An 11,812-nucleotide genomic window follows, 5' to 3' on the forward strand; every position below is an offset into this window, starting at 1 on the left:
CGTGGATTTCGCGATGGGCGACAAGGCCGCGGAGTTGCGCGGCGAGCTGCGGGCGCTGGTCAAAGAGCATGTGCCCGACGACTATCTGGGTGCGTTCACCGACGACCCCGCCGATCTCGAGGTCGCGCAACGGTTCTGCCGCATGCTGGCCGAACGCGAACTGCTGTGCCTGTCCTGGCCGAAGGAGTTCGGCGGTGGTGGGGCGTCGGTGTGGGAACAAACCGTGGTACGCGAGGAGATGTGGGCGCATCACGAACCGCGTGGTGCCCAGTACATGGGGGTCAACTGGGTCGGCCCGATCATCATGCGCCACGGCGCCGAGGAGCAGCAGCGCAAGCACCTGCCGCCGATCGCGCGCGGGGAGGTCATCTGGTGCCAGGGCTTCTCCGAACCCGAGGCCGGCTCGGACCTGGCCTCGCTGCGCACCACCGCCCGCCCCGATGGCGACGGCTGGCTGGTCAGCGGGCAGAAGATCTGGACGTCGTACGCGACGATGGCGCAGTGGTGCTTCCTGCTGGCTCGTACGTCACGCGTTGAGAAAAAGCAGCAAGGCCTCACGATTTTCCTTGTGCCGATGGACGATCCGGCGATCCAAGTCCGGCCGATCCGGTGCATGATGGGCCCGCACCACCTCAACGAGGTGTTCTTCGACGACTTGCGTGTCACCGAGGCCGACGTGCTCGGGACGGTCGATGCGGGCTGGTCGGTGGTGCAGGACGTGATGGCGTTCGAGCGGGTCGGCATTGCCCGCTACGCACGCTGCGAACGACTGCTCGCCGCCGCGCCCACGGTGCTCGGCGACCGGTGGGACGACCTTCCGGGAGAGTTGCGCGGCCGCTGGATCCGCATGCTGACCCACTGCCGGCGGGCCCGGCTGATGGCCTACCGCGTGGTGTCCCTGCAGAGCAGCGGACGCATTCAACCGGGTGACGCCGCGGCCTACCGGATCGCGGTCACCAAGCTCGACCAGGACAGCGCCGAGGTGCTGATGGACATCGCGGCCGAGGTATCCCACGACGACCCGCGGGCCGCCTGGTTCCTCGGTGAGGTCGAGGACCACTGGAAGTACTCGCAGGCTTCGACCGTCTCGTCGGGAAGTATTGAGATGCAACGGATTCTGCTGTCGCGCGCAATGCTGGCGGTGGCGCGGTGAATCTCGACCTGTCCGAGGATGCCCAGGAGTACGGCCGCCAAGCGCTGCGCGCATTCGAGGCCGCCGGGGGCGATGAACTGGTCCAGCAGGTCGAGGCCAAACCCGAGGCGCGGGAGTCGTTGGTCGGGCCGAGCCTCGCGGGGATCGGCGCATGGGACCTCGACGCCCGCACCGACGCCGACGGCCTGGAGGCGGCCGCGGCGCTGTGCCGCAGCGCGGGATACTGGGCGCTGCCGTATCCGGTCGCGGAACGACTGGCCGCCCCGACCGACCTCGACACCGACGGCTTGATCGTGGTGGCCGGCAACCGGCCCGCCGCAGCCATGGGTGGACTCGAGAGTCGTTGGACCACAGTCACCTTGGATGGCACCCGCAGCATCGTGACCGGGATGGGGCCCGTCGGGCCGGGCTTCGTCTCCGAACTGCAGACGACTGTCTTAGACGACCAAGGCGCCGCCGATGTCGCGCTCGGGCTGGTGCTGCCCTGCTGGACACTGCTCGGCATGCTCGACCGGGCGATCGAACTGACCGTCGCGCACGTCACCCTGCGCAAGCAGTTCGGGCAGACGCTGTCGTCGTTCCAGGGCGTGCAGTTCCAGCTGACCGACGCAGAAGTCGAGCGCAGCGGACTGGACATTCTCGCCAAGTACGCGCTGTGGAGCATCGCCACCGACCGTCCTGAGGCGCTCACCGACGCACTCGCGTTGCGGTTGTCGGCGCTCGAGGCGGCCGAGGTGGTGTTCCGCGTCTGCCACCAGCTGCACGGCGCGGTCGGCTTCTGCGACGAGACCACCCTGTCGTGGCTGTCGCGCTACAGCCAACCGCTGCGGCGGCTTCCGCTCGGGCTGTCCGCAACCCGGGATGCCTTGACCCGCACAGCAGGCCGCGGGGGACTGACGGGGCTGTACGCATGAGGGTCGCGGTGATCGGCACCGGTTTCGGCAAGCACGCGGCGGCTCCCGCGTACGCCGAAGCCGGCTTCGACGTCGAGGTCGTAAGCCCCCGCGACGACGCCGCGGTCAAGGCCGCGCTGGCTTCGGATGTCGACCTGATCTCCGTGCACTCCCCGCCGTTCCTGCACCTCGAGCACGTCACCGGCGCGCTCGAGCACGGGCATGCGGTGGTGTGCGACAAACCGTTCGGCCGCAACGCCGACGAGGCGGCCCAGATGCGCGACCTGGCCCACGATGCCGGTGTGCTGCACTTCCTGAACTTCGAGTTCCGGTTCAACGAGTCGTGGGCGCGGCTCAAGGAACTGGCCGACAGCGGGGCGATCGGCGCGCCGCGGCACCTGCACTGGACGTTCTTCGGAAGCGGGCTGCGCGGCCGCAAGTTCGGCTGGATCAACGACCGCGACCTCGGCGGCGGCTGGATCGGTGCCTACGGCTCGCACCTCATCGACTTCACCCAGTGGCTCTTCGGCAGCGAGATCACCGACTGCGGCGGCGTCACCCGGATCGACGGATCGCCCGAGCAGGCCACCGCCGAGGACGCGTACGCGGCGTGGTTCGCAATGGCCAACGGCTGCACCGCTACTCACGACACCGGCTTCGCGGCCGCTGTCCCTTCACCGCCGTCGGTCACGCTGCTGGGCAGCGAGGCCACCATCGAACTGACGGCCGACACCACGCTTGTCGTTCGTCGACAAGGCGCCGATCCCGAGACCACGGAGTTCGCACCGCCGCCGCGGCGCTCACCCCCGCCCGCGCTGTCGACGTTCTTCGGACACGTCGCCGATGCGCTGCGCACCGGTACGCAGATCACCCCGTCCTTCGACGACGGTCTGGCCGTCGCGCGCGCCATGGACCACCTGCGGGCCAGGGCGGTGCGGCTATGAGCGCCGACTCTGAAGATATGCCTCAAGAAGCGTCCGAAAGTCGAGCATTAGTTCAGTTTCGGCGACAGGTGCGGCAATGGTGTGTCGAGCACATCCCCACGGATTGGCGCGAAACCCAGACCGGCGCAAGCGATGAGCAGTTCGTGGCCTTCCAGAAGCAGTGGTTCACCGAATTGCACAGCGCCGGCTACGCCGTCCCGCACTGGCCCGCCGAGTGGGGCGGTGGCATGTCGGTGGCCGAGCAGGTGGTGCTGTACCAGGAACTGGCTGCCCACGACGCGCCGCGGCTGGTTCTCGCGTTCGTCGGCATCCACCATGCCGCGTCGACGCTGCTGGTCGCCGGCACCGAAGAGCAGAGGCGACGGCACCTGCCAGCGATCCTCGACGGCGAGATCTGGGTGCAGGGCTTCTCCGAACCCGAGGCCGGATCCGACCTGGCCAGCCTGCGCACCACCGCGCGCAAAGACGGCGACTCCTACATCGCCAACGGACAGAAGCTGTGGGCCAGCGGAGGTAAACACGCCGACTGGTGCCTGCTGCTGGCCCGCACTGACCCGGATGCGCCGAAACGCAAGGGCATCTCGTACTTCCTGCTCGACATGACGACACCCGGCATCGAGGTCCGGCCCATCCGCAATGCGATCGGCGACTCCCATTTCTGCGAGATCTTCCTCAATGACGTGTCGATCCCCGCGGCCAACCTGATCGGTGCGGAGAACGACGGCTGGCGGGTCGCGCAGGCGACCCTCGGCGCCGAGCGCGGCATGACGATGCTGGAACTCGCCGAGCGCCTCGGCAACGCCGGCTTCCGATGGCTGGTGCGCAGCGCGCCGACCGACGATCCGATCGTCGCCGACCGGCTGGCGCAGTTCGAAACCGAGATCGCGGGGCTGCGGGCGCTGTGCCGAAAGGTGGTCGAGGATAACGAGAACGGTACCGCCGACCCGGCCGACGCCTCGATCGTCAAGCTGTTCTACAGCGAACTTCTGCAGCGCATGACCGACTTCGGTGCCGAGATCGGTGGGTTGGCCGCCCACCTTGAACTCGCCAAGCCGGCCTCCAGCGGCTGGGAGTCGGGTGCGTGGGTGCTCGACTTCATCGGATCGTGGGAATGGACGATCCCCGGCGGCGCGAGCGAGATTCAGCGCACGATCATCGGCGAGCGCGGACTGGGCCTGCCGCGAGAACCGAGTGCCGTCTGATGACCGACTTCACCGAATTCCACGACGAACTACGCTCCGTGGCAGGCGATCTGCTCGCGAAGGACCGCAGCCTCGAATGGTCCACGTTGGTCGAAGCCGGTTGGGTCGGACTCGAGGTGCCCGAGCAGCTCGGCGGGGCGGGTGCGTCGTTCGCCGAAGTCGCGGTCATCTGCGAAGAGATCGGCCGCACCGCCAGCACCACCGACTTCCTCGGCAGCGCCGTGCTGGCCGTCGGAGCGCTGAACGCGGTGCAGCCCAGCGATACCCGCGACACGTTGCTCACCGAACTGGCCAGCGGTGCGACGCGGGTCGTCGTCGCGCTGGAACCGTACGACTTCGTGCCCGACGCCGAAGGCGCGGACCGCATCCTGATCGTCACCGACCGCGGCATCGCCGTGTCCGAGCAGCGGGCTACGCCGCGGCCCGTCGTCGACGAGACGCGCAACCTCGCCGCGATCGACCCGGACACTGCAATCACCGAAACCCTGCCGTTCACCGACGATCCCGCGGTCGCGGTGCAGCGGTTACACGACCGGGCCGCGGCGGCCCTCGCGTGCGACAGCCTCGGCCTGAGCGAGGCCATGCTCGCCGCGACCGTCGGATATGTGAAGGTGCGTCACCAATTCGGCAGGGCCATCGGCTCGTTCCAGGCCGTCAAACACGCCTGCGCCGACATGCTCGTCAGCATCTCCGTGTCGCGCCAACTCGTCGACGCCGCGGTCCGCGCCGTGGCCGAGGACGCGCCGGATGCCGGGGTCGCCGTCTCGATGGCCAAGTCGTACACCTGCGCGGCGGCCGTCGACATCGCCGGCAAGGCCATGCAATTGCACGGCGGCATCGGATACACGTGGGAGAGCGGTATCCACGTCTACCTCAAGCGCGCCACCCTCAACCGATCACTGTTCGGCTCTCCGTCAGCACACCGAAAACGACTAGCGCAACGCTATCTGTAGAGAAATCAAGGAGTTTCCCGTGGGTGTACCCGTATACAAGCGCATACTCGATCTCTTCGAGGCCGAGGGCGTCAACACGCTGTTCGGCATTCCCGATCCCAATTTCGTGCACATGTTCACCGAGGCCGACGCGCGCGGCTGGTCGGTGGTCGCGCCGCACCACGAGCTGAGCGCGGGGTTCATGGCCGAGGCGGCGTCGCGGATGACGGGCACGCCGGGGCTGTGCATCGGAACCCTCGGACCGGGCATGGCCAACATCGCGGGTGCGATCCAGTGCGCGCTTGTCGAGAACTCACCGGTCATCTTCCTCGGCGGCCAGCGGGCCCGCATCACCGAACGGCGGGTGCGGCGCGGGCGCATCCAGTTCGTCCAGCAGGAGGACCTGTTCAAGAACTCGGTCAAGTTCAGCAGCTCGATCGAGTACGCCGACCAGACCGACGAGATCATCCGCGAAGCCATCCGCCAGTCCATGTCGGGCACCCCCGGCCCCTGCTACATCGAGTATCCGTCCCACGTCATCCTCGAAGAGCTCGACGTGCCGGATCCGTTGCCGCCGCGCCGGTATCGGCTCGTCAACCAGGGTGCGGGTGAACGTGAGGTCACCGAGGCGGTCAGACTGATCCGCGAGGCGAAGAGCCCAGTCCTGTTGGTGGGTCACGGAGTTCACACCTCGCGCACCCAGGAGCAGGTCAGGGAGTTGGCCGAGCTGATGGCCTGCCCGGTGATCCAGACGTCGGGCGGGACCTCGTTCATCCCCGGCCTGCAGGACCGCACCTTCCCGTACCTGTTCTCTCCTGCGGCGAACGAGGCCGTCGAGAAGTCCGATCTGTGCGTGGCGCTGGGAACCGAGCTCGGCGAACCCATGCATTACGGCAGGACCCAGCACTGGGCGGGCAACGATGCCAACCGCAAATGGGTGCTCGTGGAACAGGATCCGACCGCAATCGGGGTGAACCGGCCGATCGACGTGCCGCTGGTGGGCGATCTTCGCGGCGTGGTGCCGCAACTGGTCGCGGCGCTGCGCGATACCCCGCGTACCCCGTCGGCCGACTTCGAGGCCCTGATCAAGGCCGACGCCGCCGAGATCGCCCGAGTGGCCGCCGAAGCGCCGAGTGGTCGCGCGCCGATCCACCCGGCCCGCTACGTCGTCGAGGCCACTAAGGCCTTCGACGAATGCACCGAGGACGGCATCCTGGTCCGCGACGGTGGCGCCACGGTGATCTTCCAGTGGACGTACTCGCAGACGAAGCCGCGAGACGTGATCTGGAATCAGAACTTCGGTCATCTGGGCACCGGTCTGCCGTATGCGGTCGGCGCGTCGGTCGCCGAGGGGCGCAAGCGTCCGGTCATGCTGCTCACCAGCGATTCGGCGTTCCTGTTCCACATCGCCGAGCTCGAGACCGCGGTCCGGGAAAACGTGCCGCTGGTCTGTGTCGTCGGCGTGGACCACCAATGGGGCCTGGAGGTGGGCGTCTACAAGCGCACGTTCGAGCAGCCGTCCCCGCAGCCGGGTGTGCACTGGAGCAAGGACGTCCGGCTCGACAAGGTCGCCGAGGGTTTCGGGTGCCACGGCGAGTACGTCGAAAAGGACGACGAGATCGGCCCGGCGATCAAGCGGGCGTTCGCCAGCGGCAAGACCGCCGTCGTCCACGTCTGCATCGACCCGAAAGCCAACTCCGAGGAGATGCCGAAGTACGACCGATTCCGCACCTGGTATGCAGAAGGCACCCAGTAGCGCCCGCGGTCGAACCGCGAATAGGGTCAAGTTCTAGGGAAGAGTGGAGACATGCGCGAGTATCTCAAGTTCTACATCGACGGCCAGTGGGTCGACCCGATCCGGCCCAACACCCTCGAGGTCGACAACCCGACCACCGAGGAGGCCTCCGGCAAGATCGCGATCGGTTCCGCTGCCGACGTCGACGTGGCCGTGCAGGCCGCCCGCCGAGCCTTCGCCACCTGGTCGCAGACCAGCCGCGACGAGCGCCTCGAGTTGCTGCAGGCGATCATGGGCGAGTACCAGAAGCGAGCCGGTGACCTCGCCGAGGCGGTCAACGAGGAGATGGGCGCCCCGGCGTCGCTGGCGGCCGGCCCCCAGGTCAATCTCGGACTCGGTCACCTCGCCACGGCCATCGACGTGCTGAAGAACTTCGAGTTCGAGGAGCAGCACGGGGCCACGCTGGTGGTCAAGGAGCCGATCGGGGTGTGCGGGTTGATCACCCCGTGGAACTGGCCGATCAACCAGATCGCCTGCAAGGTGTTCCCGGCGCTGGCGACGGGTTGCACGATGGTGCTCAAACCGTCGGAGGTCGCACCGTATTCGGGTCAGATCTTCACCGAGATCCTCGACTCGGCAGGCGTTCCCGCCGGGGTGTACAACATGGTGTTCGGCGACGGGCCGGGCGTCGGGGCGGCGTTGTCGGCCCATCCCGACATCGACATGGTGTCGTTCACCGGGTCGACGCGGGCCGGCGTCGACGTCGCCAAGAACGCCGCGCTGACCGTCAAACGCGTCACCCAGGAACTCGGCGGCAAGAGCCCGAACATCGTGCTCGACGACGACGACTTCGCCAAGAGCGTGACCGCGGGTGTCTCGGTGATGATGATGAACAGCGGTCAGAGCTGCAACGCGCCGTCGCGCATGTTGGTGCCGAACTCCCGCATGGACGAGGCGATCGAGATCGCCCGCGAGGTCGCCGGCGGAGTCAAGGTCGGCGATCCCGACGAGAAGACCGCGATCGGGCCCGTCGCGTCCAAGGCGCAGTTCGACAAGATCCAGGGCCTGATCCAGACGGGCATCGACGAGGGCGCGACCGTCGCCATCGGCGGCACCGGTCGACCGGAGGGTCTGAGCAAGGGCTACTACGTGAAGCCGACGGTGTTCGCCAACGTCACCAATGACATGACGATCGCCCGCGAGGAGATCTTCGGCCCGGTGCTGTGCATCCTCGGCTACGACGACCTCGACCAGGCGCTCGAGATCGCCAACGACACGGAATACGGTCTGGCGGGCTATGTTTCGGGTGCCGACCTGGACAAGGCCCGCGCGGTGGCGCGGCGGATCCGGGCCGGCTCGGTCGCGATCAACCACGGCTTCGACATGGCCGCTCCGTTCGGTGGTTACAAACGCAGCGGTAACGGACGCGAGTGGGGACACTTCGCGTTCGACGAGTTCCTGGAGATCAAGGCCGCGCTGGGCTACGCGCCGGAGGCGGCAGCCGGATAACCGTCCGGTCCACCTTCGCCGATTGTGCGGTTCGCGACGGATTTCGCCCGATTTCCGTCGTCAACCGCACAATCGGCGCAGATCATGGCTTGAGCAGCGACCGCCGTGCCTGGTGACCTCCGCGGGCGAACGTTTCGAAGAGGTTCAGCGCATATATCGTCACGTGGGTGACGGTACGCGGCGAGAAGTACGAATACGGCGTCGATTTCGACCGCATCGCGGCAATCGACATCCACACCCACGTCGAGATCGACTGCCACGGCCACAAGGCCTACGTCGACGAGCTCGTGGAGGCGACCGAGAAGTACTTCAAGATGCCACCGGGCGCGACGGCAGGCGTCGACGCGGTCGCCGACCTGTACCGGCAGCACAACACCGCCGCCGTCGTGTTCACCATCGACGCGCGAACGGCGATGCGCCACGTGCCGAACTCGATCGAGGACCTCGTCGCGGGCGCCGCGCGCAACAACGACGTGCTGATCCCGTTCGGCAGCGTCGACCCGTGGCACGAGCGCCGGGCGGTGCACCGGGTCCACGAACTCGTCCGCGACTACGGGGTCAAGGGCTTCAAGTTCCATCCGAGCATGCAGGCGTTCGAACCCAACGACCGTCGCTTCTACCCGATCTACGAGGCGATCACCGAGGCCGGGCTGCCCGCGTTGTTCCACACCGGGCAGACGGGGATGGGGTCGGGGCTGCCGGGTGGGCACCGCATCAAGCTGCGCTACTCCGATCCGATGCTGCTCGATGACGTCGCCGCCGACTTCCCGGACATGACGATCGTGATGGCCCACCCCGCGGTGCCGTGGGTCGACTCGCAGATCGCGATCGCCACACACAAGGCCAACGTGTACGTCGACCTGTCCGGGTGGAGCCCGAAGTACTTCCCGCCGCAGCTGGTCCGCGCCATGAGCAGACAGCTGCGCACCAAAGTCCTGTTCGGCACCGACTTCCCCTACATCCAGATCGACCGGTGGCGCGCCGACTTCGACACCCTCGACATCGACCCGGCGGTGCAGGCGCTGATCTACAAGGAGAACGCGCTGCGCGTCCTGGGTATCGCGCGCTGACGGCGCGATGAGTTTTCGCGGGGGCGGCGGTCTGCATCGGTGACTGACCACTCACCCAGAAGGAGACCGCCGTGCCCGTCCGCAATTCCGCCCCCGTTGGCGCCCCGACCTGGATCGACCTGGCGTCCTCGGACGTCGAACGCTCGCAGTCCTTCTACGGCGAGGTGTTCGGCTGGACGTTCGATTCGTCGGGCCCCGACTACGGCGGCTACGTGACCGCCTCCCGCGACGGCAGGCCGGTCGCCGGCCTGATGTTCAACGACCCGCAGTGGAACAGCCCGGACGGCTGGACCACCTACTTCCACACCACCGACGCCAAAGCCACCCTCGACGCCGCGGTCGCCGCGGGTGCGCACTCATGCGGCGCACCCGTGATGGAAATCAAGGACAAGGGCTGGATGGGCATGCTGTCCGACCCCAGCGGCGCGTTCGTCGGGCTGTGGCAGCCGGACGGACACCGAGGATTCGAAGTGGTCAACGAACACGGCGCGCCGGTGTACTTCCAGTGGACCGGCCGCGACTACGCCACGTCGCAGCAGTTCTACCGCGACCTGTTCGGCTGGCAGATCGAGGCCGTGTCCGACACCGACGAATTCCGCTACAGCACGGCCAACTTCGACGGTGAGGCGCTGCTCGGACTGATGGACGGCAGCGCCTTCCTTCCGGAAGGGGAGCCGTCGAACTGGAACTTCTTCCTGGGCGCCGACGACGTCGACAAGACCGTGCAGTTCGTCCTCGACAACGGCGGCAGCGTGATCCGCGGCGCCGAAGACACGCCCTACGGGCGGTTGGCCGCGGTGGCCGACTGCACCGGGGCGGCCTTCAACCTGTCGTCGCTGCGGTAGGCGATCGTCAGGCCGTCATCAGGTAGTCGGTCCTGCCGACGAAGACGATGCTCGCCGGGTTCGGCGTGGTGGCCGCGTCGACGACGGCGTCGGCGAAGGTCATGTGGCTCATGTCGCCTGACACCACCGTGAGCTGCACGCCGGCCTGGCGGAACTCCGAACGCCGTGTCAGCAGGGCTGTTTCGCCGGCCCGCATGCTCGCCGCGACGGCCGTGTAGCCCTTGGGCACCGCCTTGTCGGGGAAGAAGTGGGCCTGGTGACTGGTGACGAAGACGATCCGTCCGCCGACGGGCATCAGCGGCAGGGCCGCCAGGGCGAGCCGGCGTTGGGCGTCGCGGTTGAGGCGCATCGCGCACTCGGGATCAGCGCCGGTATCCAGCGCATCCGACGAGTTGAGGATCAAGGTGTCCAACCGACCGAAACGCGACGCGATGCCGTCGATCACCTCTGCGGATTCGACCTCGTCGGAGATGTCGCGCGTTACGACGACGTGGGTGTCCACGCTGCCGAGCTGGCGCGCGACCCGCGCGCCGAGGCCCCTCGAGCCTCCGGTGACCAGGACGATTCGTTCGGGTTGGTGATCCATGTCGGGCTCCTTCCGTCGCTGCGCGCCCGCGTGGCCCCAACCGTACACCTATTTCTAAGAAAAATAAGGTCTATCTAAGGTCACAATAAGGTCGCCGTCGGAGGGTTCATGATGGTGGCGTGGAGTCGACCCGCATAGACAGGTGGTTGTGGTCGGTCCGGTTGGCCAAGACCAGGCCCGATGCCGCCGAGGCATGCCGGGGCGGGCACGTTCGGGTCAACGGGCGGCCCGCCAAGCCGGCTACCCCGGTATCTCCCGGCGACGAGGTGCGGGCCCGCATCGGGCAGACCACTCGGGTCGTCGAGGTGCTGCGGGTGATCCAGAAGCGGGTCGGCGCGGCCGACGCGTCGACGTGTTATCTCGACCGGACACTCAAGCCTGCGGTCACCGAAACGGTGCAGTTCGCCGCCCGCGACCGCGGTGCGGGCAGACCGACCAAGCGGGACCGCCGGATGCTGGACAGGCTGCGTGCGGGCCGGCTGTGACTTCAGGCGGTCGGCGCTGCCAGTTCGAAGTCGGCAAAGTCGAATCCCGGCACCACCACACAGCTGACCAGGCTCGGCTCGTCGTCGCGAGGTCGGGCGCGCTGCCAGTGGCCCGGCGGCACGACGAACTGGGGCTGCTCGCCTGCGAGAATGTCGACACCCAGAAGATGCGTTGTGGCACTGCTTTGTTCGGGCCCGGCCTCGAGCAGTAGCGGGCTGCCCGCGTGGAACAGCCACAGCTCGGCACTGCGCACGGTGTGCCAGGCCGACTGCTGACCGGGCATCAGCAGGAAGAGGATCGCCGTACCCGCGCTGCGCGGGCCGGTGTAGTCGGGCGGCAGCGCGGACTGCGGCACGGTCAGGTCGCTGCGCCACGTCTCCCTGTACCAGCCGCCCTCCGGATGCGGGGACAGGTCGAGGCGCTGGGCCCATTCCGGAAGATCGGTCATTCCAGTACC

General features: G+C 67.7%; 12 protein-coding genes. 10 read left to right on the plus strand and 2 right to left on the minus strand.

Going from position 1 to position 11,812, the window contains the following annotated elements:
• Window positions 1-13: 13 nt before the first annotated feature.
• The 9 genes from CEX88_RS18410 (at window position 14) to CEX88_RS18450 (ending at window position 10,283) form a co-directional block, all read left to right on the plus strand.
• The gene (locus CEX88_RS18410) at window positions 14-1,153 is read left to right on the plus strand and encodes an acyl-CoA dehydrogenase family protein (RefSeq protein WP_202931564.1); all 1,140 of its coding nucleotides are present in this window, start codon (window positions 14-16) and stop codon (window positions 1,151-1,153) included.
• A complete protein-coding gene (locus tag CEX88_RS18415; RefSeq protein ID WP_066840906.1) occupies window positions 1,150-2,067 on the plus strand; it encodes an acyl-CoA dehydrogenase family protein in 918 nt (305 codons plus the stop codon). Before CEX88_RS18410 ends, CEX88_RS18415 begins: the two co-directional genes overlap by 4 nt.
• Window positions 2,064-2,990: a Gfo/Idh/MocA family protein gene (locus tag CEX88_RS18420; protein ID WP_066840903.1), complete on the plus strand. Its 927-nt coding sequence runs from the start codon at window positions 2,064-2,066 to the stop codon at window positions 2,988-2,990. Before CEX88_RS18415 ends, CEX88_RS18420 begins: the two co-directional genes overlap by 4 nt.
• Complete coding sequence (locus CEX88_RS18425; protein WP_094294580.1) at window positions 2,987-4,192, plus strand: acyl-CoA dehydrogenase family protein; 1,206 nt, start codon at window positions 2,987-2,989, stop codon at window positions 4,190-4,192. Before CEX88_RS18420 ends, CEX88_RS18425 begins: the two co-directional genes overlap by 4 nt.
• Entirely contained in the window at window positions 4,192-5,145 is a 954-nt protein-coding gene (locus CEX88_RS18430) for an acyl-CoA dehydrogenase family protein (RefSeq protein ID WP_094294581.1), read from the plus strand. Before CEX88_RS18425 ends, CEX88_RS18430 begins: the two co-directional genes overlap by 1 nt.
• Before the next feature lie 19 nt (window positions 5,146-5,164).
• Window positions 5,165-6,880 carry a thiamine pyrophosphate-binding protein gene (locus CEX88_RS18435; RefSeq protein WP_066840897.1) on the plus strand — a complete coding sequence of 572 codons (1,716 nt, stop codon included), beginning with the start codon at window positions 5,165-5,167 and terminating at the stop codon, window positions 6,878-6,880.
• Between the two features lie 51 nt (window positions 6,881-6,931).
• Window positions 6,932-8,368 carry an aldehyde dehydrogenase family protein gene (locus CEX88_RS18440; RefSeq protein WP_094294582.1) on the plus strand — a complete coding sequence of 479 codons (1,437 nt, stop codon included), beginning with the start codon at window positions 6,932-6,934 and terminating at the stop codon, window positions 8,366-8,368.
• A gap of 167 nt (window positions 8,369-8,535) precedes the next feature.
• Entirely contained in the window at window positions 8,536-9,438 is a 903-nt protein-coding gene (locus CEX88_RS18445) for an amidohydrolase family protein (RefSeq protein WP_094294583.1), read from the plus strand.
• 71 nt (window positions 9,439-9,509) lie between these two features.
• The gene (locus CEX88_RS18450) at window positions 9,510-10,283 is read left to right on the plus strand and encodes a VOC family protein (RefSeq protein ID WP_094294584.1); all 774 of its coding nucleotides are present in this window, start codon (window positions 9,510-9,512) and stop codon (window positions 10,281-10,283) included.
• A 7-nt stretch (window positions 10,284-10,290) separates the two neighbouring features.
• Here the strand turns inward: CEX88_RS18450 and CEX88_RS18455 are convergent, their stop codons facing one another.
• Window positions 10,291-10,869, minus strand: coding sequence for an SDR family oxidoreductase (locus tag CEX88_RS18455; RefSeq protein ID WP_066840889.1), 579 nt, complete (start codon window positions 10,867-10,869; stop codon window positions 10,291-10,293).
• 119 nt (window positions 10,870-10,988) lie between these two features.
• Here CEX88_RS18455 and CEX88_RS18460 point away from each other — a divergent pair, with 119 nt between their 5' ends.
• A complete protein-coding gene (locus CEX88_RS18460; protein ID WP_094294585.1) occupies window positions 10,989-11,354 on the plus strand; it encodes an RNA-binding S4 domain-containing protein in 366 nt (121 codons plus the stop codon).
• Between the two features lie 2 nt (window positions 11,355-11,356).
• Here the strand turns inward: CEX88_RS18460 and CEX88_RS18465 are convergent, their stop codons facing one another.
• Window positions 11,357-11,803, minus strand: a complete 447-nt coding sequence (locus CEX88_RS18465; protein WP_064418962.1) for a cupin domain-containing protein — start codon at window positions 11,801-11,803, stop codon at window positions 11,357-11,359.
• Between the last annotated feature and the right edge of the window lie 9 nt (window positions 11,804-11,812).

Source organism: Mycobacterium neumannii (genome assembly GCF_002245615.1).
Lineage (GTDB): Bacteria > Actinomycetota > Actinomycetes > Mycobacteriales > Mycobacteriaceae > Mycobacterium > Mycobacterium neumannii_A.

What these genes read in the sequence shown, in the direction of transcription:
- CEX88_RS18410 (WP_202931564.1), top strand. Translation starts at nt 14, where the DNA reads ATGGGCGACAAGGCCGCGGAGTTGCGCGGCGAGCTGCGGGCGCTGGTC.
- CEX88_RS18420 (WP_066840903.1), top strand. Translation starts at nt 2,064, where the DNA reads ATGAGGGTCGCGGTGATCGGCACCGGTTTCGGCAAGCACGCGGCGGCT.
- CEX88_RS18425 (WP_094294580.1), top strand. Translation starts at nt 2,987, where the DNA reads ATGAGCGCCGACTCTGAAGATATGCCTCAAGAAGCGTCCGAAAGTCGA.
- CEX88_RS18430 (WP_094294581.1), top strand. Translation starts at nt 4,192, where the DNA reads ATGACCGACTTCACCGAATTCCACGACGAACTACGCTCCGTGGCAGGC.
- CEX88_RS18440 (WP_094294582.1), top strand. Translation starts at nt 6,932, where the DNA reads ATGCGCGAGTATCTCAAGTTCTACATCGACGGCCAGTGGGTCGACCCG.
- CEX88_RS18455 (WP_066840889.1), bottom strand. Translation starts at nt 10,869, where the DNA reads ATGGATCACCAACCCGAACGAATCGTCCTGGTCACCGGAGGCTCGAGG.
- CEX88_RS18465 (WP_064418962.1), bottom strand. Translation starts at nt 11,803, where the DNA reads ATGACCGATCTTCCGGAATGGGCCCAGCGCCTCGACCTGTCCCCGCAT.